This window comes from Nostoc punctiforme PCC 73102, assembly GCF_000020025.1.
Taxonomy (GTDB): Bacteria; Cyanobacteriota; Cyanobacteriia; order Cyanobacteriales; family Nostocaceae; genus Nostoc; species Nostoc punctiforme.
This window is the reverse complement of the sequence record NC_010628.1, coordinates 628,390-649,847: the sequence shown is the minus strand read 5'-3', so window position 1 is coordinate 649,847 and position 21,458 is coordinate 628,390. Positions and strand designations below refer to the sequence as shown.

The following is a 21,458-nucleotide window of genomic DNA, read 5'->3' as shown; positions in this document are numbered from 1 at the left end:
CAGCCGAGAGTGTGATTTTCATCGAAGTGTAACAATTTTGGATTAAAGAAAAGTAATGGCAAAAGTAGCACTGCAACTCTCATCACCTCCAAAATCTCAATTCACTGTGTTGGAAGGGAATGGAAAAGCTTCTTTAACTGACACTAATGGACATTCTCAAAGAGAGTTCCCTAACGTTACCTACAGCATTGTCCATACAACTCCGGGAAGGCTGCGGTTTCGCCTACCTCGTTTACGCTGTGATGCAGATTATGCCAAGCGTCTCGAAGTATTGCTAACAGCAGATGCGCTAGTGAAGAATGTTCGTGTCAAGCCTGCGGCAATGTCAGTTGCAGTTACTTATAAATCTGATAAAGTTTCCGATGCGAAGATGCGATCGCACCTTCACGATTTGATTCAGGCTGCAAGTGAAGTAGTCGTTCTCAAAAACTCTACATCTTTATCGGAAACCGAAAAAGAGCCATCTTGGCCAGGTTTACAACTCTCTGCTGTTGCCACTGCTTTAGCAGTGCTAGGAGGGCCGTTAGGATTACCGATCCCACCTTTGATAGTTGTGCTTCCAATCGCTCTAGCTACTTTACCTGTTGTCCAACGAGCATGGGAAGGTATTAGGGTAGAGCGAAAATTGAATATTGACTTTTTGGATTTTATGGCGATCGCTATTACTACCTTCCAAGGGCAATTTCTTACACCATCGCTGATGCTCGGTTTAATTGAAGTGGGTGAAAATATCCGCGATCGCACGGCTCGTTCTTCTGCTCAACAAACTCTAGATTTACTTAGTTCTCTGGGGCAATTTGTTTGGGTGGAACGCAATGGCGCAAAGCAACAAATTCCCATTCAAGATGTGCAGCGTGGCGATACAGTAATTGTTTACCCTGGCGAGCAAGTGCCGGTTGATGGTAGCATTTTGCGAGGTAAAGCCCTGCTAGATGAGCAAAAATTAACTGGCGAGTCGATGCCAGTCTTGAAGAAAAAAGGACAACCAGTTTTCGCCTCAACGCTGGTACGAGAAGGACGAATTTATATTGTTGCCGAATGGATCGGCAATGATACCCGCGCCGGACAGAGCATTAAGTTAATGCAAGAAGCACCTATCCACGATACGCGGATGGAGAATTATGCGACGAAATTTGCTCAAAAAGCTGTTGTGCCAACTTTGTTACTTGGTGGGGCAGTATTTGCCGCAACCCGTAACCCTTCACGGACAGCCAGCGTTTTAACTCTAGACTTTGCTACAGGTATTCGAGTCTCCGTCCCCACAACAGTTTTAGCAGCATTAACTTATGCTGCACGACGGGGGATTCTTATCCGTAGCGGACGGGCGTTAGAACAACTAGCAGAAGTTGATACCATAGTTTTTGATAAAACGGGGACACTGACTAAGGGAGAAGTTGATGTAGTCAGTGTGGAAAGTCTCAATCCAGCAACCTCAAGATTACGGGTGTTGGAATTGGCAGCTGCCGCCGAACAGCGTTTAACTCATCCAGTAGCAGAAGCAATTGTTCGCTATGCCGAAGCAGAGCAAGTGGAAATTTTGCCGCGTAGTAAGTGGGACTATCAACTAGGTTTGGGCGTGCAAGCTCAGATTGATGGAGAGACAGTTTATGTTGGGAGCGATCGCTTTTTGCGCTCCAGTGGCATTGATACCGAAGCACTAAATGGTCAGCAAAAATCTGCAAATTCGGCGATTTATGTAGCCAGCAACGGTGAACTTCAAGGTATTATTAAATATAGTGACCTTCTTCGTCCCGAAAGCCGGGAAGTCATCACAGCACTTTCAACGGTCGAAGGTGTAGAAATTCACATGTTAACCGGCGATAACAAGCGAACTGCTACTGCTGTAGCTGCTCAACTTGGTATTTTGCCAACGCATACTCACGCCGAAGCTTTTCCTGAACAAAAGGCAACAGTTGTCCGCCAACTGCACGAACAAGGTAAGACAGTTGCATTTGTAGGCGATGGGATCAATGATTCGCCAGCTTTAGCCTACGCCGATGTTTCCGTCTCCTTTGCCAACAGTTCTGAGATTGCCCGCGAGACAGCAGACTTAGTGTTAATGCAGAATGACTTGTATGGTTTATTAGAAGCGATCGCGATCGCTCGTCAAGCCAAGCAATTGATTCGGCAAAACACAGGAATTGTTGCTGTTCCTAATTTAGCAGCATTAGCGATCGCCGTTTTCTTTGGTCTTAACCCCTTAGCTGCAACGGTAGTCAATAATGGCTCAACCGTAGTTGCTGGAGTCAACGGTTTGCGTCCAATTCTTAAAAGTCCTCAACATAAAACTCTACCATCGGCAAGATGATACAACTATGCCGAGCAGAGTACCTTAAAAAGCTTTCCAGGATTTCTTAATCAAGTAGGAGGAAATTAAATATGGCACCTAAAATTAGTGATTTTGTTGAAGATGCAGGCGCTCCCGGTATTATAGTCGGAATTGGTGCAGTACTTTTAGCACCTGTTTTATTGCCGATTGTCGCTGGAGTTGGTAAACCCTTAGTCAAGTCAGTCATCAAAGGCGGAATTGGTCTTTATGAAAGAAGCAAGGGAACCATTGCAGAAATGGGAGAAACCTGGGAAGACATGGTAGCCGAAGCCAGAGCTGAACTCGCTGATGAAAAAGAAACGCCCGTATTTGAAGCTAGTGCCACCAATGCGGATGTCGCCGATAATGGTGCGTAATTTCATTTGCCCATTAGCAAGTTAAATTGTTCGCCAAATGGGACTTCCAATTACAAAAATATAAAACTAGTAAGGTGCGTTAGGTGAAATACCGTAACGCACCCTACGAAAATAGAATAATTTATTGTTTGGAAGTCCCTAATGCAAGATATTAAAAAATAAGGTTTTTCACAACAAAGAATCCACCTTCATACAAGTCAAAAAGGCAGTTGTATGTTGACAAATGGTTATAGCACTTACAATAAAATGCCGGAAATTCTAGACAAAAACAACTTCAAGACATCACCAAAACCTATATCTACAAAAGTTGTAAGTTCGACTCCCGGAAGATTGCGGTTGAGAGTGGGTCATTCCCATCGTCAACTAGAAAAAATGCAACGCATCGCCAACGCTTTGTCAGCAAATTCTCACATTACTCAAGTTAAGACGAATGTCTATCATGGCAGTATTGTTATGAATTACGATGGTAAAGATGGCAGTCTAGAAAATGTGCTAGCAACGCTTAAAGATTTAGGCATAATTTTTGCTGATGTTACCGAGGGTAATACCGAGGCAGCAGCAGGAGTATCATCTGCGCTTGTTGACTTAAACCAGCGTGTTAAACAGTCAACGCATGGTGCTTTTGATCTGCGAATTCTTTTTCCTTTGGGATTAGCTAGTCTTTCACTGCGACAATTACTAAATAAAGGATTGCAGTTAGAAGTTATTCCTTGGTATGTTTTAGCATGGTATGCTTTTGACAGCTTTATTAAGTTGCATGGAACTAGCCAAGAAGAATCAGCAAACAAGTAACTAAAAAGCTTAATTTATCTGCCAAATTTTGATGGTTTTATCAGAACTAGCACTAGCCAAAAATTGACCATCATGGCTAATAGCAATAGAGTTTACTGTCCCTGAGTGTTCTGTGATAGTTTGCAGTAACTCTCCCGTCTGCAAATGCCAAATTTTGATGGTTTTGTCTGTGCTACCGCTAAAGAGAATTTCTCCATCAGGACTAACAGCCAAGGATCTTACCTCTTCTAAATGTCCAGTCAAGGTATGTAACACTTTGCCTGTAGTTAAATGCCAAATTTTGATAGTTTTGTCTGCACTAGCGCTAAAGAGAATTTCTCCATCAGGACTGATGATTACTGATTTTATCTCACCTGAATGTCCGTTGAGGGTGCGTAATGGATCTCCCGTGTGTGGGTTCCACAGCCTAATTTTGTTGTCAGAACTGCCACTAGCAAGGATTGTACCATCGGGGCTGATAGCAGCAGCATTAACTGTGAATGAATGCCAAAGGGTAGAAATGCGATCGCCTTTATGCAAATTCCAAATTTTGATTTTATTACTACCACTGGCAAGAAATTGCCCGTCAGGACTGATTGCGATGCAGTTAACCGGTTTTTGATGTCCTAACAGAGTGTGAAGGAGTTTGTCAGAATTGAGATTCCATACTTTGACATTACTTCTGGGGTGTTGACAAATACCAACAGCAAAATAATGTCCATCAGGACTAATTGCAACAGAGGAAATTTTGCCTAAATCTTCTGTGAGAGTGCGGATAAGTTTACCAGTCTTAAGATTCCATACTTTGATGGTTTTATCTGCACTGCCGCTAACTAAAGTTTCAGAATCAGGACTAATGGCGACAGATGTCACTTTTTCTGAATGTCCAGTTAGGGTATGGCTGAGAAAGATATGTTGTACTGTTACTTGGTGTTTGAGGTTGGCAATGCGATTCAAAATTTCATCAACATCAGCAATACTCTGAGTATCACCCACCGCGACAAAATATTCTCTTAACTTTTTTACATATTCCTCATCTTTAACGCTGACGGCTGATTGCATTGCCTGAAGCAAGTTAGGAGAATCGTGTGGTGATACTTGGCGTAGTTGTAACCATGTACTCACAGAATAATTTAGCTGTTCCTTTGCCCAAGAGCGTAGTTTACCGTCGTAGGCATCGCTTAAATGGCATAAACTCTGGGCTAATTGTAAAGCCAATTCTGGAATCCAGTAACAGCGCTCATTTTCCAGAGCTTGGTAAACTTGTTTGTAACCAGAGGCAATAACCCCTACTGATTGTAAATCAAAAGTATCTGACAGCAAACTCGGCAGCAACTCTGGTAGTAGCGGAGGTACACCACGATCGACCAGGTGGTAAATATCTGCTACCCAACCTGCAACCAAACAGTGGTAGGTAATCAAAACCTGGCAAAGTTTTTCATAATCCTGACGATTGACTTGATATTGTAAAGATAACTTACTAATATCAATTCCTTTTTCATGCCATTTTTCTACCTTTTCTAAAATTTCTAAATTTATCAAATTATCTTTTCCAAGCTGATTAACTTCCTCTAATTTTTCTCCTAATGCCACAAGTTCATCTCTAATTTTCTTCCATTCTAATGCCCGCCTTTTAGCAGATTCTTCTAGAATTTCTCGGTAAGGTAAGCGAGCAATTGTTTTATAATAATAATTATCTTGCTCTAAACCCCAGTAGGCAATCCTAAAATTTAAATAATCTCCATCATTTTCTGACTCTAAAATCAAACTTGGCTCTGTTTTCAACATTCCAAACAGAACTTTAATACTTGATTCACTGTGAAAACGCTTACTATCCCAGGCTCCTGCCAATAACTCTGTTGGTCTAACTTGACTATGTAAAGAGTAATGTTTATTGAGAAAATCTCTTAATCCTTCAGCTAACATTAACTCAATTTGAGAAATATTTTCATCTCTACGATCGCCAAATTGGTCAAAATCTACTTGCGGAGGAGCGATAAAAATTTTAAGTGGAGTGTGTCCATAATTGGTGTGGTCTAAAATTTGTGAAGGGTATAATCTTAAGGGCCAGCTATCAATAATCTTATTGACTTCTGGTAACTTAAGCGCTGTTTCTCGCTCTTGTGCGGCTATTTTTAATCGCGTTTGATGATTATCGGCTACTAATTGCTGTTGAAAAATTCTTTCTTTTTCAAAATCTTCAACATAACCGCTTTTTTTATTTGAAAGATTAAAAACTTTGAGTATTTCGGGAATTGCTTCTATCGGTTCATATTTACTCAGACCTAAACTGGATTTATTTCTATTTTGTACTAGCTCTGCAACAACAGGTGCAAACTCTAGTACCAGTTGAATTAGTAACATTAACCCTTGCTGCATAAACACATACCTGGAAACTAATTGAAGAAGAATTCAGAAGTCATGATCAAGACGCTCTCTATGAGACGCTGCGCTATCCGCTTTTTAGGTCAAAATTCATTCTAAATTTTGACTTATGACTCCTGAATCATGTTTTGATAAAATAAATAAGCAAGGCTTACATGAAATCAGGGTAATACTGTCATCCAGTAAATTCATACATAGCCTTGATGTTACTACTTGAGAGTATAGTAACTCAAACGTAATACATGAAACTCCTTATATGTCAATAAACCTCTGTGGTTAAATCCCTGTAAATAAAAATAAACACAGTATAAAATAAACTTAATCAACTTGATAGCAATGAGAACTAGATTCACTACTGAGATAGATTTTTTCATTCAGAAAAATAGGTATAACTAGAGTAAAGTTAATGCAGTTCAATAAAGCGCTCTCTTAAAACATCAATAGATAAGTTTATCAGCCTGGTTACGTTTTTTATTTTTTGAAATTAAACAATAGTACGATGACTTCTATAAAACGGTCTAATTCTGGCAAAACTGCTAGTATGAACCTGCGTTTACCACCAAAAAAAGCAACTAAAAGCGTAGCTAAGAAAGCAGCATCATCCCAAAAGATATTCTATAGCATTGTCCATACAATTCCTGGACGGATTCGTTTTCGTATTCCTCTGTTAGGCAGAGATACTGAGTATGCTAATCAACTTAAATTAGCAATGGAATCCGATCCTAGAGTTACAAATGTCCGTGCTAACCCAAAAGCTGCATCTATTGTCATCAATTATAAAGTAGGTGTAATTTCAGATAATCAAATGCGCGAACATCTGGTTAATCTGATTCAAACTGCTCAAGATGTGGTTCTGCCAAAAGAGGTAATGGCAAAATCAATCGTAGGGGCTATCTTTGATGCCTTAATAAACTTAATTGATAATACACGCAAGATTAACCAAGCACGTAATGTTCTTGTATATCGAAGGTTTAGAACAGACATTTGGGAACGGATGCTTTCTACCTCAAGAAGCATAATTAAAAGGTTGAAATCTGCCACCATGTTTATCTTGCCTAACAAGCGATGGCGATTACGAGGCAATGGCGAGGCGAATTCCCAGCCTTTGAAACTGAAATCTGCCAGCGAACCAAATCTTATATAGTTACTAATAGTAAGTAAGCGTAAATAATTGTCTTTGGGATAAGGCAACAGGCAATAAGTATAAGAATTTTAGCCTAGTTCACTTTTATCTGCATAGTTTGATTTTATTGTGCCAACTTACTTAGTAGCGATTAAAATGATTCCTGGTTAAAAGTAATTAGCTCTAAAAAACTGGGATTTACTATAACTCATGAAAATGTCTTTTACCTAGCCTTCAATCTAAGCATTTTATTATCAATAACAAATGGGTACTCCTCGCTGTCATACACTTCTTAATCAAACCCATTGGGTTCAAGCAATACATACTGCTGTTAAGGGAAGAGCTAGATATAAAGTAAATGGGCTTTATCATTCGGAAGCTCTCAAAAAATATCTTGAATCGAGATTATTAGAGCACAAAATAATCTCGCAAGCTCGTGCTAATAGTTACACAGGGAATGTGCTTGTTATTTTTCATCCAGATAACAGTTTAAATACGAACGCCAAAGGCGGGTCTTCGACCATCGCATCACTTATCCAAGAAATTGTCTTAGATTATCGGAAAAAAGTTAGTAAATCACTTGGATCTAACGCAGTCATTGGAGACAGTAACTTGCATTCCTTTGGCACTAAAGAAAATATTGGGTTCGTTGGAGGTAATAATCGAAACATATTTGATTCAGCCGTACTGTCTCAAATATCTATGCAGCGACAATTAAACCAAACAGCCAGTCAACTTATTCCGGTTGTTTGTGCCCTTGTATGTGGCACTGCACTGTTGTACGCATATAATCTTGACGAAGCCATTTTGCTCTCGATCCAGAAGTTGCATACACCACTGCGCGATCGCATCATGCTTGGTATCACTTTTATGGGCGATCCCCTAGTAATGCTGTTATCTTCTTTGGGGCTGGCTATTAGTCCGTTATATTCTAATCGTCGCTGGCAAGCAACTATCTTGGGTATCGCTGGAGTCGGTGCAATCTTGCTAAATTGTTTAATGAAAATATTATTTGGTAGAGCGCGTCCAGCACTGTGGAAGCATATTATTAATGTCGGCCAACACAGTTTTCCTAGCGGCCATGCAATGGTTTCAATAGTGATTTACGGTTTTACTGGTTATGTTCTAGCAAAGCAGTTTCCTGAATGGCGCTTTTGGATTTATGGCTTGACTGTTTTCTTGATTGCTGCGATCGGTTTTAGTCGGCTCTACCTTGGAGTACATTGGCTGACTGATGTGACAGCTGGCTATGCCGCAGGTTTAGTGTGGTTAATTACCTGTATCCCGATCTTGGAATCGGAACATAAATATCGCTCGTCACTGGAAAAGACTACTTTTGAACAAGATTCCGTCCTGTATTCCTCGTCCGTGTAATCATGGCGGGCTTAACCCTCTTGTGTCACTATCGCGGTAGTATAATAATGTACAAAGCCTAGAACCAAGACATAAAGCATGGTAGAGCCTCGTTCACCCATAAAAACCGTCAAGTTTGTGGATGAATATTGCTTATGGTATAAAAACCTGTTTTCAGATGTTAGGAATTTTGAAGCTTTCAAATATCTACATATAGGATGTATTTCCGATTTAAAACGGAAAAGTCTACCTGAAATAGCGAAAATTGTCGGGCTAGATAACTATCAAGGACTACATCATTTCTTAACTACACCATCATGGTCAGTAGAACAGTTAAGAGCTTTGCGATTACAACTAATTTTAGAGGTACTAAAAGGAAGACCAATCATTTTAATTATTGATGAAACAGGAGATAAAAAGAAAGGTAATACCACAGATTATGTGAAACGTCAGTACATAGTCAATTTAGGAAAAGTAGAGAATGGCGTTGTGGCAGTCACAGCTTACGGTATGTTCTGTGGAATGACATTTCCACTGCTGTTTGAAGTATACAAGCCACGAGAAAAATTAAAGCCAGGAGACAAATATCTTACTAAGCCTCAAATCGGGGCAATGCTAATACGCAAGCTACAGTTAATGGGATTCAAATTCAACTTGGTACTAGCAGATAGCTTATATGGTGAGAGTAGCACAAATTTTATACCCGTATTAGATGAATTAGATTTAAATTATCTAGTAGCAATTCGCTCAAACCATTCTGTAGCATTGCTTAAAGGTCAGTATACTCAATATTTAAACTGGCATAAGTTTAAAAGAGTATTCTCTGACTTAAGTAGTGAGAATCGGTTTATTAGAGAAATAATACATGGCAAACGTAGCAATCATAGGTATTGGCAAATTACTACAGACACTCTTAACTTACCTGGAAACTCTACCTGGTATGTAATGAGTAAATACCCAGACATTACACCAAGAGAAGTTGGGAATTTCTATGGCTTTAGGACATGGGTTGAGTATGGTTTAAAACAAAGTAAGAATCAGTTAGGTTGGGCAGATTATCGTTTTACTTGCTATGAAGATATTGAACGGTGGTGGGAGATTATTTGTAGCGCCTACTTAATGGTTAGTCTTCATTCAGAATCTCTGCGCCCTTATCCCCTAGATTCTCAATCAACATTTGCTTCACATCAGAGGTGGGATAATGGTAAAGGTTGGAAGAATATTCTCAATAATCTCCGTCTCATCCTTCAACCTTTTACCCTATTTAATTTAATTCAGCCTTGGCTTTCAGTTTTTCCTATTCCTCATTTATCTTTGGGATTTGCTAAACTCCAATCTGTTGTTTATTACCTTACCTATCCTACTTTTATATCCCTGACTGACCCTGATTTCTATTTTTCCTCTGCCTAAAGTGACACAACAGGGTTAAGAAGCGGCAGCAATACCGTTCGGTTAAGTTTAACAGTTCCTACTGCCAGATATATAGGACTCATATTTGATTTTTGAAAAAATTCCTTACAACTCAAATACTCTTTACCCCCGCCCCTTTGCCCAGACCACAAGGAAGGTGAAAAAAGCTTATCCGAATCGTATTGACAGTGGACTGAATGTATGGGCTGATTGCGATCGCAATCAGCCCCTAATTTTAAATTCTTAACTCCGTTGCCAAATTTTAATTGTCTTATCCAAACTCCCGCTAACCAACATCTCCCCAGAAGCTGTGAAGGCTAATGCTGTGACTATATTTCCATGACCTGTAAACGTACCTAGTAACTCCCCGGTTTGTAGATGCCATAATTTGATGGTTTTATCAGCACTACCACTGGCGATAATTTGTCCATCGGGACTTAAGGCGATCGCATATACTCTATCTCTATGTCCTTTAAGAGTATGAAGTAATTCTCCTGTCTCCAATTGCCAAATTTTAATTGTTTGATCCCAGCTACCACTCACGAGCAGTTTAGCATCTGCACTGATTGCTAAAGAACGAACGATGTGAGAATGACCCATGAGGGTATGCAGAGGTTGTGCGTCCTTTAAACTTTTGATCCCCGTCTGGGGTAAGGTGCGCCAGACTTTGATTTTACGATAGCTACCTGTAACCAGAGTTTCGCCATCTCGACTCAAAACTAGGGAATGGGCAGCTGTATCATCTAAAGAAACTGCGATCGCAACCTGACGATGCATTAAATCCCAAAACAGAATTTTTCTGTCATCTCCACCTGTAGCTAGCATTCTGCCATCTGGAGTAAAGGCAGCACACCGCACTACACCATTATGTTTATGCAAAATATCTATCAAGTCTAAAGCACCCACGTGCCAAAGTTTAATTGTGGAATCTGCACCGCAACTCACTAAAGTCTGTCCATCTGCACTAAAAGCCAGGGAATTCACTTCATCCACTAGCCCAGGTATAACCCAAGGATACTCTGATAATGTATCTATTAATTCACCCTTGCTTAAATCCCAGAGTTTCGTTTCTCCACGACTACCACTTGCCAATATGGGTAAGGCTTTACCATTCTTACACGCAAAACTGAAAGCTAGGCAATTAATACCTCTATTGTGCCCTTGTAAAGTTTGCCAGCATTCCCAGTCACCAACTATACCCTTAAGGCAATGCTCTGATGGTAGAGTTTGTATTGTATCTGCGATCGCTTTCTCATTAATTACTGGCGACGTGTCTTTTTTGGCAATAAGTGATTCTAAATACCAACTCAGACCACCGGCATACAACAAGTTACTCGGACTTATATACAGTTTTGGTTCAGTAAGTTCAATTTGATTTGCAGGTAAAAATCCTGTAATTACACTCTGCCTTTCGTATCCTAACTGACCTGTTGATGGATAAAACAAACACAGAAAAATTAATACTTGGTGATTTTTTAAATCTTCTTGAGTAACCGACCATTTAATTTTGTCTTTCTTAATACCATTAAAACTTTCTCCATCGGCAACATAAACTTGAATACTTAGCTGAGGATTATCTTTTAGTACATAAGAAAATTTGCTTTCGCCACACAAATTTCCCTCATCATCTAAAATCATATTTTGCAAAGTATCTTGTGATACCTTTTTTACCAACTTCCCTAAACGTTCAGCTATCACCAGGTCAACGATTTTTTCCCGCAAAAGATAATCTTCCGCTTGGCGCTGGAAGTATTTGGGAAAAGGTATCGTCCAGTCGGGCGGCTCAGGATATTCGGGTGGCGTAGGCGGTGGATTTTTGGCAAGAACTTCTGCTTGTTGGCGAGAAAGTTCTTGGAGTCTGGCCAATGGTTCGCCCCAAAAAGCCATCATTTCAGTGTGACAACCCTTGACTTGACTTTCCAATAAAGATAAGTCATAAGTTTTAGGTTTCTTCACACGTTGAAGGAAGTCAGTTTGTTGAGCTTTAAGTAAGCTAATCCAATCCATCTGCATTCCTGCGGCAAACTATTGCATACCTAGGGTAAGCTATACCAATGCAATTACTCAAGTTTATAACCTTAGTTAATTAAAAATTCAGTAATGTTAGCAGTCTAATAAAACACAGCCATTGGCAGATGTTTCCGAGAAAAATAGAGATGGATAGCACTTAGACATTTCATGAACTGATGCAGTTGAAGTATATAGAATTAAATGATGTCAGTCAATTCTAACGAAGATGAACAACAAGATACTGTTTCTAAGGAAACACTTCTCGCTGCAAAGGAAAGTTTAATGTGAAAGGCATTTTAAGGGTTGCGGCAACGTTAAGTCAACAAATACCCCCACTACAATGACTTAGTAACGATTATTTTCGGGTATATCATCTGAAATTGGCATAAATGGTGAATATTAGCTAATTTTAACCTTTGCGTTTTGGTTGTCTGGGTATAGTACTTACATCAGACGAGTCACCAAAAGTATCCCTTGCTTCAATCTGTTTAATTTTCATTTGCAAGTTCAAGTCATCGCTGCTAACAATTGTTTCTAAATTTGCTAATCTCCGCTCTAACAGTTCTATTTGCTGCTGTTGCAAATAGTTAGTTTTTGATTTTTGCTCATCAGAACGCCAAACAGCAACTGTACCAACTGCTGCACCACCAATAGCAACTAAAGGAAGAATAGCACCACTTCTAGTAACGGCTGAGAGTGGGACGCAAACTCCGAGAATGGCGACTGTAATTACCCAAATTCTTGTAGTGGCAGATAATCTGACATCTTGGTATTGTTCTACATTTGGTTGAGATTTTTTAGCCATAAGTCTATCCAAAGAAAAGTTATTTGCTAGATTGGCACAATTGCCCAGCAAAATACTTCCTACAATTGGGTTAAGTATAATTGCTCTACTAGCGATCGCAGTTCATGCTTTTTTCCAAGCAGGCAATACTTCTTGGGTTTTGGGGAAAAGGGGAAGGTGGTGTCGTCCTCTGGGGGTAATGGTAAAGAAAAAACCTTTAAGCCAAATCCAGTAACTTTTTCCCAAAAAAGATTCCGAGTCATAAAGCAATACAGTTCAGATCAGACCAAAACACTTGTAGAGACGGCGATTTATCGCGTCTCGAAAACCCAACGTCAAGTATGTTACAGCAAAAAACCGAGCCTGCGATGCCTACATGCTGATGACTCTGCTATCAATGGGTAGGGAAAAATCACGAGACCATTCATTCCAAGAGCCAAAATAATTTCTAGCAGAAATTCCTACTTGTTCAAGAGCTATTAATGTATTAGCAGCCCTTGAACCTTTAAAGCAGTAAATATACACAATGGACTCTGAAGTAATACCTACTGACTGACAAATTTCTCGGATTTCATCTGGCGATCGGAACGTGGGGATTTCCGATTTGGAATTCATCAGATGATGCCATTCTAACCATACAGCATTAGGGATTCTACCTTTGCGAGGACAAAAGTCAGGATTGTAGGGAGAAGAACTCAGTCCAAGCCATTCGCTGCGATCGCGCACATCTAATTTAATAATTGCTGGATTATCAATTGCTTGCAACATCTCGGGGGTAGTCACCATCATGTCTGTGTTGGGATGAAATCTAAATATGCTGCTTTCACATAATGGTACTTCATCGGTAGTAGGCAATCCCTCTGTCAGCCATGCTCTATATCCTCCTTGTAAGATAGATACCTCAGCGCAACCCAAATACTTCAATAAAAAAGCTGCTCGACAAGATTGACCATAACCTCTATTTAAAGTATCCTCATAGACAATTAACCGTTCCGCGCCTGATATTCCCAGCTTGCTCATAATTACTGCAAAATACTCTTGTAATTCCTTTAATCCTGCTGGGTAGGAACTCTCTAAAAGATAGGTGAAAAAATCTCTAATATTTATGGATTGAGGAATATGAGAAATAGCATAATCTTCAGGACTTCGCGTATCGATAATGACAGCCCGCGATAAGTTTTCTGCTAATAGGGACGTGAGTTCTTGAGGAGAAATGAGGGCTTTTGTATTCACAATTTCATGCTTCTGCTATTCTACCATTAGGCATTATCGCGCTCGGTAGATTTGCATTTTGGAATGTAAATCACAGAAGAATGAATGTTGAATGTTATAAGATAACATTTGTCGCTGTGTTATTTTAAAACCGATTAAGTAGATTGGCGCAATTAAAGCTAACTGGCAAGGGCTGTCCTTTGTCATTGTTTATTAGTAGGACTTTAAGACTATTTACGTTTCGTAACATAATTTGGTTTATTTCTACCAACTTACTTAAATCAAGTTAAAGAATTATGAGTATTGAATATTCATTCCCATATTATTCAAAATCAAATTTATAATAAAGCTGATACAACACAGCTTTAATAAAAGCTACAAATGTGAATTTTCTAATTCTTTTTGTGATTTATTAGACCTGTTAGGCATTTGCATCCATTTAAAAGCAGTAATATTTAATAATAAACCCACAAAAAATAACAACCCTATTAAGGCTATCTGATACCAAAAAACTGGTTGGACAAATAAATCTAAAATTACATGTAGTAAGTTCATGATACTGTAAAAAACAGTTAAGCCAAAATGAATGATTCGATAACGCTTTGAATCGGTAAAAATAGTGAGAATAATTGCCAGCATTGGTAGCACAAAAAAGCCCAACATCAACCACATAATTCCAGAAATATCGTTGATATTTGTAGCTTTTTGAGATTCAATAACAGATAACCCATGAAAAAGCGGTATTAAACCAAGTTGTGTATGAAACAATATTCCTAGTAGAAATACCGTCCAAAGAGCAATGATTTTTTCCCGATAATTAATTGCCATAACCATAATTGATTCTAAAATTATTGTGTCATTGTCTCACTTTCAACTTAGATAAAGAATTTGAGGAACTTGTGAAGTCCACGGGTCATTTCTTATTTGTCATTGGTAAGTGTTTCAGGTATATTTATGTTTCTTAACAAGGAGTAAATAGATCATGTTCCGTCTGCTAAAAACATACCCCTTTCCTACGGAACGCTCCGTGAACGGGGAAATGAGGTACGTGCAGCGACTTCTGTGGAGTATTATCTTTGTAATATTCTTTAGCCTGACTAGCAGCTTCATACTTCCTGCTGCTACTTGGGCTGCCACTTCTGGCTTGGGAGTTGACAATATTCATCTTGCTCCCTGTCCGCCTTCTCCGAACTGTGCTGTCAGTCAAGATGCTGATTCCAAACATAGCATTGACCCGATCGCCTATCATGTAGACCTCAAGACAGCACGAGCAACTTTACTCAAAGTTCTTAGTGTTGTTCCACGCACAGAGGTTATCCAACAGACAGATAATTACATCCATGCTCTCTCTAAGAGTCGGATATTCCAATTTGTGGATGATGTCGAGTTTTATTTCCCTGCTAATGAGTCAGTAATTCATCTGCGTTCGGCATCACGTCTTGGAGACTCGGATTTTGGTGTAAACCGCAGACGCTTGGAGCAAATTCGTCTAGCACTACGCGATTTAAAAATTTGATTTGTGTTGTGTACTAAGGACTTTAGTACTTGAAAGCCAAGAACTAAAGTTCTTATTATCAGCTATTAAGTATGTACACATCTATCATATTAGAAAATCGCTGATTAAAATATTAAATGAAATCCCTTTCTGTTTTGCTCGGATACTGCAAATCTCAGTGACACCATGTAAAAAAGTGTGCAGATGTACATTAGTCGTAACTAATTCTAATTTACGAGCTTCAATTTTTGAAAGGTCGAGAATATCATTGATTAGCATCAGCAGGTGCGTCCCACATTGGTAGATAATGCTGACACCTTCCAGATTTTTCTCTGTCATGTTTGGCGATACTTCTAGCACCTGAGCAAAACCAAGGATGCCATTAAGCGGTGTGCGTAGCTCGTGGCTCATATTTGCCAAAAACTCGCTCTTTGCTTCGTTAGCAGCATCAGCACCTTGCTTGGTCTCAAGCAGTTCATGAGTTCGCTCTTCAACTTTGAACTCCAGAGTTTTGGAATAATCTAATAGTTGAGCATTGGCAATTTCTAGTTGCTGATTTGCTTCTTCTAACCGCCTCTGTTTATAGGCATTTGTTGTTGCAATTACACTGCCGATGAATGCGGCTAAAGCAGGTGTGACTGGAATCAGAATGCCATGCCACCCCCCACAAACATGCCACAGATGCCTATAGTTGCTCAGGGAATTTTGCCACCAGGAATCCGCAACCTGCGACTGGATAAGAACCAACTACCACTAGAGCCGATCGCAGACCATAAAATAATCCAGAGCGATACAGCCCCACCAGAAAAGCCATACAAATTTGTCTGCGCGACGGACAAAGCGATCGCCCTGTTCTTTATACAACTGTCCCACCTGCCAAGCAGATTGAGCAATGATATCCTCAGCTTGGAGTTGACGTGCAATGTTGAGGGATTTCTGAGTTAACTTCTGCGCTTGCGATAACTGCTGTGTATGATGATAGAGTTTTCCCCACTGATGCAGTGCGTAAGCTTCTGCTTGAGCATCCTGGATCTGCTGTGCAGACTTGACTGTGACTGCCATGAGTTGCGCCAGGTCTTTCATCGGTATGATTTGGCTAGAATTTGACTGCCGATTCAGTGAGGCAACAAAATTAATAGCTGCGTAGAGAGAGGTATGACTGGGGGGCAGTTCTGTAAGTTGTTGTAGTAATTGAGGTGCTAATGGGGTAGCCAATTCAGGCTTGTCATAGTCGAGGAAAAGCTTGAAACGCCCTAAACGTGCCTGTAAGCGATCTGCGGGTTAATAGTATCCCAACCAGACGGATTTCGACACTTCGACTGCGCTCAGTGCATCGCTGCGCTCAACCCTCAGCCATCGAGAGTTGAGCGCAGTCGAAACTCGGTTTACTGGTACTTTATTTTCATGCAAGTCCCTAAGCGATCGCCTGGATTTGTCGCTACCTGTTCTGCTTGTTCAAAGTAATAGACTTGTCGGGAAATAAGAGAGAATAGACAGCAGTGGTAGGGAAGAATGATGCTGAATATTGAAGGTGCGCTGAAGCAAGACCGACTGTTGAGGGCATTAACTGGGTTGAACCGGAAAGCATTTGATGCCCTTTTGCCCACGTTTACCACGATGTACCTAGATACTCAACAGGCCAAGCCTCGTCAACGTGGCCTGGGTGGAGGACGCAAAGCCCGCTTACTTACAGCCCAAGACAAATTGTTTTTCATCCTTTTCTATTTCAAATGTTATCCGACCTTCGATGTGGCGGGACTGCTCTTTGATATGCATCGCTCCCAGGCACATGAGTGGATGCATCGATTGCAGCCAATATTAGAAGCGGCTTTGGGACAGAAGATGGCGCTGCCGGAACGCCATCTCGAAAGCATTGAAGCATTTTTGTCACGCTTTCCAGGAGTGCAACGAGTGATGATTGATGGGACAGAACGCCCAATTGCGCGACCTCAAGAAAGAGACAACAACAACAGAATTACTCCGGTAAAAAGAAACGTCATACGCGTAAACACTTGGCGGCAGTTGATGAAACCAAACGGGTCTTGATCTTAAGCAAAGCACGAGAAGGCAAACTGCATGACAAACGTTTTCATGACGAAGATGACATTGCAGGTAGTGTGCCTGATGAAATTCCGATTGAAGTAGACTCGGGCTTTCAGGGATTACAGAAGCAGTATGACAATCTCCATCTTCCTCACAAAAAGCCCAAAGGGGGCAAGTTAAGTGACCTTCAAAAAACGGAGAATCGTCAATTGAGTCAATCCCGTGTAGTTTGCGAAAATGCCTTTGCTGGTGTGAAGCGCTACAACGCCGCCAGTGTCATTTATCGTAATCGGATTGAAAACTTTGATGACCATTTGATGCTGACCGCAGCAGGATTATGGAACTTCTACTTGATGGCTGCTTAAGAGAATCCCAATTACAAGACCAGCATTGCCTCACTTATCTTTTATTTCCCGACAACTCTAATCTAATGCCGCCTTTGGATCTTGTAAGTCTACGGCGGTTTTTCCTAAGCTTAGTAGGATGGAACTCAATTGAGGTGTAGTTTCAATTTTACGAGCGAGCGCTAAACTTTACTCTAAAACTTGTTGGCTCTTACCAGAGTCGCCAATCATCAATAGGGCTAAACCAAGCGTTCTTAGCCCACTAACTTTAATTTCCGAATCTGGCATTGCTCCTAACTTTTGATTTAGCTCCTCCAACTGCTGTTTAGAACGGCGATAAAATCCCAAACTTTGTAAAGCGTGCCTGGTTAATTTGACTACCCAAGCTGCCCATTGTATCGCCTGCTAGATCGTAATATTTTTGAGCTTGTTGCCAACTCTCGAGAGCAGTTTCGGCTTTGCCATTGTACAATTGCAAATTTGGTTTGGTATTGAGTGCCTGTGCCCAGAGAATCCCATCAGCAGAGGGTTTATCTGTTTGTAAGAGTTTTAAGCTTTGCTCGATAGTAGCTACTATAAATTCAGATACCATGTCAATTAACTAGACATAGTAGGGGCGATTCATGAATTACTCCTACTTGTCAATTTCTGTATTTTTATCTGAGGTCGAATCTCGAACTAATCTTATTTTACGAGCGCTAGCGGCGAGCTGGCAGCCACGTTAATTCAATGACTCAGTAATCTGTTTAATCGTCACCCTTCTCGGCGGCATCTCGTACTTCCAAATAATTACGATGTGAGCATCCCTAATCTTCACTGCTCCAAATTGCATTCATTCTTACGACAGATATATTGTTAGTGTATGTACGTCTATTAACATAGTCATAATCTCAGCAATTAGATGCTTGAAAAGAGATTTCCCTAGATGTTTTAATAGGATTAAGGAATTTACAACTAAATGTAATCCTATTCTCAATAGACCATCAAATAGTTTCTGTAAGTTAATCATTTGTAGCGAGGTAGCAATTTCAAATAATGGAAAATACATTAATTGATAAAACTTTTCGTGACAGCGATGGCAAAATTGTTTTAGCTCAGATGCCAAACCTACCACTTATTGTTTGGATAGTAACCAGTTTACTCGCTTTAATTTTTACAAGTGGTAAAATCAATACAGTTTTAGACGTGGTAGCAAATGGCTCTTTGTTTACTTGGGCGTGGCTGGAATTATTTCAAGGGGTCAATTATTTTCGTAGAGCGTTAGGTCTTGCTGTATTGATTGGGATTATTGCATTAAAAATTCAGTATTCATAACGGACTCAGCAATTTAGGACTTACGCAAAAATTGCCAAAAAGCTTAACTTATCGCAGAGAAGAGAAGAATTTGTAGAGTGTGCGTAAGTCCTATAATTAAGCAAAATTATTTATATATTTTCATAGACTGTAGCTCTAGTCTATATACATGAAATTCAGTACGCTATTTCAGCTAAACTATAACTTTTCCAAACATACAATAAAGCCGACGTTGGAAGAACCATAAAAAAGCTAGCCAGTTGAGAATCCCTAAAACTCATGGACGAATCAACTCTATCGGGTATCTTTCCAAAATTGTTGAAATGGTGAACGTATTGTAAAGGTTTATCCAGAATGACAATTGCTCGAAATTGTTGCAATTATATTTAAAAGCCAGATTTTTCCCCTCGAAAACCAATCTGCAACTGTTTAGGGCTGCTCTTCTTTCCACGCAATATAGTTTACACAACTCTTTTCATCAACATATTGACGCAGCTATAATCCCAGGTTTTGCAACTTGGAAGTTATAGCTGCCTCGATATTTTATGTAAACCGACAATTAAACTTAACTAGAAAATATAACCGTATTGTAACGGCGGCTTTAGTTGACGTTGCAAAAGTTTACATTTAGAATGGTAACCGTCAAAATACCATAAGTATTTATTCTTCTTTATCCTGATAATCTGAGATTCAATGAGTATATATTCCTGTAAACAGTTAAGGTTTAATCTTCTAGAGTTCAAGATAGTTTACAAAAGTATAGATTCCTTAATATAATGAAATTAAAAGTGAGAAGGCAAATTGATTGTCAGAAGTGATGAATGCTATTGAATTTCCCTGGCTAACAGCCATAATCCTCTTACCCTTGGTGGCTGCCTTAGCCATTCCCCTGATCCCAGACAAAGAAGGTAGAACTGTGCGTTGGTATGGTCTGGGAGTTGCGATCGCTGACTTTGCACTGATGATTTATGCCTTTTGGTATAAGTACGACTTTCAGAGTTCAAGACTCCAATTTGTAGAAAACTATCCTTGGATACCGCAATTAGGTTTGCATTGGGCTGTGGGGGTTGATGGTTTATCGATGCCCTTGCTGCTTCTGACAGGCTTAATAAATACCCTCGCAATATTCGCGGCTTGGAAAGTAACTACCAAGCCGCGATTATTTTATGGTTTGATGCTAGCGATGTACAGCGCCCAGCTTGGCGTATTTGTCGCCCAAGACTTGCTGCTGTTCTTCCTAATGTGGGAAATCGAGTTAGTGCCGGTTTACCTGCTGATTTCCATTTGGGGAGGACAAAACCGCCGTTATGCGGCTACCAAATTCATTCTTTACACCGCCGCCGCATCAATATTTATCTTGATTGCCGGTTTTGCAATGGCATTCTCTGGAGATACCGTCACCTTCGACATGGCAACTCTGGGAATGAAAGAATACCCCAAAACCTTGGAATTATTGGTTTATGCAGGTTTCTTAATTGCCTTCGGTGTGAAACTGCCGATTTTCCCTTTACACACTTGGCTACCTGATGCCCACGGTGAAGCATCAGCACCCGGTTCAATGATTTTGGCTGGTGTGTTGTTAAAAATGGGTGGTTATGCCCTCATCCGCTTCAATGTGGAAATGTTGCCCAATGCCCATGTGACTTTTGCCCCAGTGCTGGCAATTTTGGGTGTGGTTAACATTGTCTACGGTGCTTGCTGTGCCTTTGCCCAAACCAATCTCAAACGCCGCTTGGCTTACTCTTCAATTGCCCACATGGGATTTGTGCTGATTGGGATTGCCTCCTACACAGAACTGGGTATAAGCGGTGCAGTGCTACAGATGGTTTCCCACGGATTGATTGCTGCTAGCTTGTTCTTCCTGTCTGGCGTAACTTACGATCGCACTCACACCTTGATGATGGATAAAATGGGCGGTATGGCCAAGGTAATGCCCAAAACCTTTGCTCTGTTTACCATTGGTTCAATGGCTTCTCTCGCCTTACCCGGAATGAGTGGCTTTGTGGGTGAGTTGATGGTATTTCTGGGTATCGCCACCAGTGATGTTTACAGTTCCAGCTTCAAAATTGTAGTCGTGCTGCTGTCAGCAGTTGGCGTGATTTTGACACCAATCTATTTACTGTCGATGCTGCGTCAAGTGTTCTACGGTGAACAAAGTCAAGAGTTGCACTTGGATGCTGTAATATCTGATGTCAAACCCCGCGAAATATTTATTACCGCTTGTTTATTACTGCCAATCATCGGTATCGGCTTCTATCCCAAATTGGCAACGCAGACTTATGATGTGAAAGCAATAGAATTAGCCGCTCATGCTCGTCAAGTTCTACCAGTTGTTGCTCATCAACAACCATCAAGTATGTACTCGCGGATTTTCTCTGCGCCAACATTAGCTAATTCTCAAGTTGAAAGTTCGATTAACATTTCCGAGTAAATTAACTTCCCATTAAGGGGTCTGCAAGTAAATTCTAAATTATTAGGGCAATAAAGGGGTGGTTACATAACTACCCCTAAAATTTTGCCAAGATATATCCTAAAGACAGGTGAAGCCCC

Annotated in this window: 17 protein-coding genes and 3 pseudogenes; 11 read left to right on the top strand and 9 right to left on the bottom strand. The window is 40.3% G+C overall.

Annotated features, from left to right (window positions below; all coding sequences use genetic code 11):
* The first annotated feature begins 55 nt into the window (after nucleotides 1-55).
* The 3 genes from NPUN_RS02790 (at nucleotide 56) to NPUN_RS02780 (ending at nucleotide 3,477) form a co-directional block, all read left to right on the top strand.
* Nucleotides 56-2,308, top strand: a complete 2,253-nt coding sequence (locus NPUN_RS02790; protein WP_012407336.1) for a heavy metal translocating P-type ATPase — start codon at nucleotides 56-58, stop codon at nucleotides 2,306-2,308.
* Nucleotides 2,309-2,379: 71 nt separating this feature from the next.
* Nucleotides 2,380-2,685: a DUF5132 domain-containing protein gene (locus tag NPUN_RS02785; protein ID WP_012407335.1), complete on the top strand. Its 306-nt coding sequence runs from the start codon at nucleotides 2,380-2,382 to the stop codon at nucleotides 2,683-2,685.
* Between the two features lie 213 nt (nucleotides 2,686-2,898).
* Nucleotides 2,899-3,477, top strand: coding sequence for an HMA2 domain-containing protein (locus tag NPUN_RS02780; RefSeq protein WP_012407334.1), 579 nt, complete (start codon nucleotides 2,899-2,901; stop codon nucleotides 3,475-3,477).
* A 9-nt stretch (nucleotides 3,478-3,486) separates the two neighbouring features.
* On the opposite strand, the gene NPUN_RS02775 is transcribed toward NPUN_RS02780, so the two are convergent.
* On the bottom strand, nucleotides 3,487-5,835 hold the full coding sequence (locus tag NPUN_RS02775; RefSeq protein WP_012407333.1) for a WD40 repeat domain-containing protein: 2,349 nt from the start codon (nucleotides 5,833-5,835) through the stop codon (nucleotides 3,487-3,489).
* A gap of 505 nt (nucleotides 5,836-6,340) precedes the next feature.
* Between NPUN_RS02775 and NPUN_RS02770 the strand changes: the two genes are divergently transcribed.
* The 3 genes from NPUN_RS02770 to NPUN_RS02760 all read left to right on the top strand — a co-directional run bounded on the left by NPUN_RS02770 (nucleotide 6,341) and on the right by NPUN_RS02760 (nucleotide 9,727).
* On the top strand, nucleotides 6,341-6,985 hold the full coding sequence (locus NPUN_RS02770; protein WP_012407332.1) for an HMA2 domain-containing protein: 645 nt from the start codon (nucleotides 6,341-6,343) through the stop codon (nucleotides 6,983-6,985).
* A gap of 243 nt (nucleotides 6,986-7,228) precedes the next feature.
* Nucleotides 7,229-8,338: a phosphatase PAP2 family protein gene (locus tag NPUN_RS02765; RefSeq protein ID WP_012407331.1), complete on the top strand. Its 1,110-nt coding sequence runs from the start codon at nucleotides 7,229-7,231 to the stop codon at nucleotides 8,336-8,338.
* 78 nt (nucleotides 8,339-8,416) lie between these two features.
* On the top strand, nucleotides 8,417-9,727 hold the full coding sequence (locus NPUN_RS02760) for an IS701-like element ISNpu5 family transposase (RefSeq protein ID WP_012407330.1): 1,311 nt from the start codon (nucleotides 8,417-8,419) through the stop codon (nucleotides 9,725-9,727).
* A gap of 243 nt (nucleotides 9,728-9,970) precedes the next feature.
* Here NPUN_RS02760 and NPUN_RS02755 read toward each other — a convergent pair whose 3' ends face one another.
* The 5 genes from NPUN_RS02755 to NPUN_RS02735 all read right to left on the bottom strand — a co-directional run bounded on the left by NPUN_RS02755 (nucleotide 9,971) and on the right by NPUN_RS02735 (nucleotide 14,561).
* Nucleotides 9,971-11,734, bottom strand: coding sequence for a WD40 repeat domain-containing protein (locus NPUN_RS02755; protein ID WP_012407329.1), 1,764 nt, complete (start codon nucleotides 11,732-11,734; stop codon nucleotides 9,971-9,973).
* A gap of 412 nt (nucleotides 11,735-12,146) precedes the next feature.
* Nucleotides 12,147-12,542 carry a hypothetical protein gene (locus NPUN_RS02750; protein WP_012407328.1) on the bottom strand — a complete coding sequence of 132 codons (396 nt, stop codon included), beginning with the start codon at nucleotides 12,540-12,542 and terminating at the stop codon, nucleotides 12,147-12,149.
* 59 nt (nucleotides 12,543-12,601) lie between these two features.
* On the bottom strand, nucleotides 12,602-12,784 hold the full coding sequence (locus tag NPUN_RS02745; protein ID WP_041565150.1) for a hypothetical protein: 183 nt from the start codon (nucleotides 12,782-12,784) through the stop codon (nucleotides 12,602-12,604).
* 109 nt (nucleotides 12,785-12,893) lie between these two features.
* Nucleotides 12,894-13,754 carry a sulfurtransferase gene (locus NPUN_RS02740; protein WP_012407327.1) on the bottom strand — a complete coding sequence of 287 codons (861 nt, stop codon included), beginning with the start codon at nucleotides 13,752-13,754 and terminating at the stop codon, nucleotides 12,894-12,896.
* Nucleotides 13,755-14,108: 354 nt separating this feature from the next.
* Nucleotides 14,109-14,561, bottom strand: coding sequence for a hypothetical protein (locus NPUN_RS02735; protein WP_041565867.1), 453 nt, complete (start codon nucleotides 14,559-14,561; stop codon nucleotides 14,109-14,111).
* A 211-nt stretch (nucleotides 14,562-14,772) separates the two neighbouring features.
* Between NPUN_RS02735 and NPUN_RS02730 the strand changes: the two genes are divergently transcribed.
* The gene (locus NPUN_RS02730) at nucleotides 14,773-15,249 is read left to right on the top strand and encodes a DUF1499 domain-containing protein (protein ID WP_041565866.1); all 477 of its coding nucleotides are present in this window, start codon (nucleotides 14,773-14,775) and stop codon (nucleotides 15,247-15,249) included.
* A 90-nt stretch (nucleotides 15,250-15,339) separates the two neighbouring features.
* Here NPUN_RS02730 and NPUN_RS02725 read toward each other — a convergent pair.
* Nucleotides 15,340-16,055: pseudogene (locus NPUN_RS02725) on the bottom strand (sensor histidine kinase); the annotation flags it as partial.
* 13 nt (nucleotides 16,056-16,068) lie between these two features.
* A pseudogene (locus NPUN_RS02720) lies at nucleotides 16,069-16,509 on the bottom strand (CHAT domain-containing protein); the annotation flags it as partial.
* Between the two features lie 231 nt (nucleotides 16,510-16,740).
* Here NPUN_RS02720 and NPUN_RS42950 point away from each other — a divergent pair.
* A complete protein-coding gene (locus NPUN_RS42950) occupies nucleotides 16,741-17,274 on the top strand; it encodes a helix-turn-helix domain-containing protein (RefSeq protein ID WP_234711034.1) in 534 nt (177 codons plus the stop codon).
* The gene (locus NPUN_RS42945) at nucleotides 17,241-17,636 is read left to right on the top strand and encodes a transposase family protein (protein WP_336884921.1); all 396 of its coding nucleotides are present in this window, start codon (nucleotides 17,241-17,243) and stop codon (nucleotides 17,634-17,636) included. Before NPUN_RS42950 ends, NPUN_RS42945 begins: the two co-directional genes overlap by 34 nt.
* 60 nt (nucleotides 17,637-17,696) lie before the next feature.
* On the opposite strand, the pseudogene NPUN_RS38535 reads toward NPUN_RS42945, so the two are convergent.
* Nucleotides 17,697-18,183 (bottom strand): annotated as a pseudogene (locus NPUN_RS38535) (CHAT domain-containing protein); the annotation flags it as partial.
* A gap of 467 nt (nucleotides 18,184-18,650) precedes the next feature.
* On the opposite strand from NPUN_RS38535, the gene NPUN_RS02700 reads away from it, so the two are divergent.
* Together NPUN_RS02700 and NPUN_RS02695 are read left to right on the top strand one after the other, a co-directional pair.
* Nucleotides 18,651-18,929 (top strand): hypothetical protein, encoded by a 279-nt coding sequence (locus NPUN_RS02700; RefSeq protein WP_012407324.1) that lies wholly within the window; start codon nucleotides 18,651-18,653, stop codon nucleotides 18,927-18,929.
* Between the two features lie 796 nt (nucleotides 18,930-19,725).
* A complete protein-coding gene (locus tag NPUN_RS02695; protein ID WP_012407323.1) occupies nucleotides 19,726-21,339 on the top strand; it encodes an NAD(P)H-quinone oxidoreductase subunit 4 in 1,614 nt (537 codons plus the stop codon).
* Nucleotides 21,340-21,458: the final 119 nt, after the last annotated feature.

Bases quoted from the DNA above. Each gene is read 5' to 3' on its own strand.
- NPUN_RS02760 (WP_012407330.1), top strand. From the start codon at position 8,417: ATGGTAGAGCCTCGTTCACCCATAAAAACCGTCAAGTTTGTGGATGAA.
- NPUN_RS02755 (WP_012407329.1), bottom strand. From the start codon at position 11,734: ATGGATTGGATTAGCTTACTTAAAGCTCAACAAACTGACTTCCTTCAA.
- NPUN_RS02695 (WP_012407323.1), top strand. From the start codon at position 19,726: ATGAATGCTATTGAATTTCCCTGGCTAACAGCCATAATCCTCTTACCC.
- NPUN_RS02785 (WP_012407335.1), top strand. From the start codon at position 2,380: ATGGCACCTAAAATTAGTGATTTTGTTGAAGATGCAGGCGCTCCCGGT.
- NPUN_RS02745 (WP_041565150.1), bottom strand. From the start codon at position 12,784: ATGACTCGGAATCTTTTTTGGGAAAAAGTTACTGGATTTGGCTTAAAG.
- NPUN_RS02790 (WP_012407336.1), top strand. From the start codon at position 56: ATGGCAAAAGTAGCACTGCAACTCTCATCACCTCCAAAATCTCAATTC.
- NPUN_RS02775 (WP_012407333.1), bottom strand. From the start codon at position 5,835: ATGCAGCAAGGGTTAATGTTACTAATTCAACTGGTACTAGAGTTTGCA.
- NPUN_RS02700 (WP_012407324.1), top strand. From the start codon at position 18,651: ATGGAAAATACATTAATTGATAAAACTTTTCGTGACAGCGATGGCAAA.
- NPUN_RS02765 (WP_012407331.1), top strand. From the start codon at position 7,229: ATGGGTACTCCTCGCTGTCATACACTTCTTAATCAAACCCATTGGGTT.
- NPUN_RS02770 (WP_012407332.1), top strand. From the start codon at position 6,341: ATGACTTCTATAAAACGGTCTAATTCTGGCAAAACTGCTAGTATGAAC.
- NPUN_RS42950 (WP_234711034.1), top strand. From the start codon at position 16,741: ATGATGCTGAATATTGAAGGTGCGCTGAAGCAAGACCGACTGTTGAGG.
- NPUN_RS02735 (WP_041565867.1), bottom strand. From the start codon at position 14,561: ATGGCAATTAATTATCGGGAAAAAATCATTGCTCTTTGGACGGTATTT.
- NPUN_RS02750 (WP_012407328.1), bottom strand. From the start codon at position 12,542: ATGGCTAAAAAATCTCAACCAAATGTAGAACAATACCAAGATGTCAGA.
- NPUN_RS02730 (WP_041565866.1), top strand. From the start codon at position 14,773: ATGAGGTACGTGCAGCGACTTCTGTGGAGTATTATCTTTGTAATATTC.
- NPUN_RS02780 (WP_012407334.1), top strand. From the start codon at position 2,899: ATGTTGACAAATGGTTATAGCACTTACAATAAAATGCCGGAAATTCTA.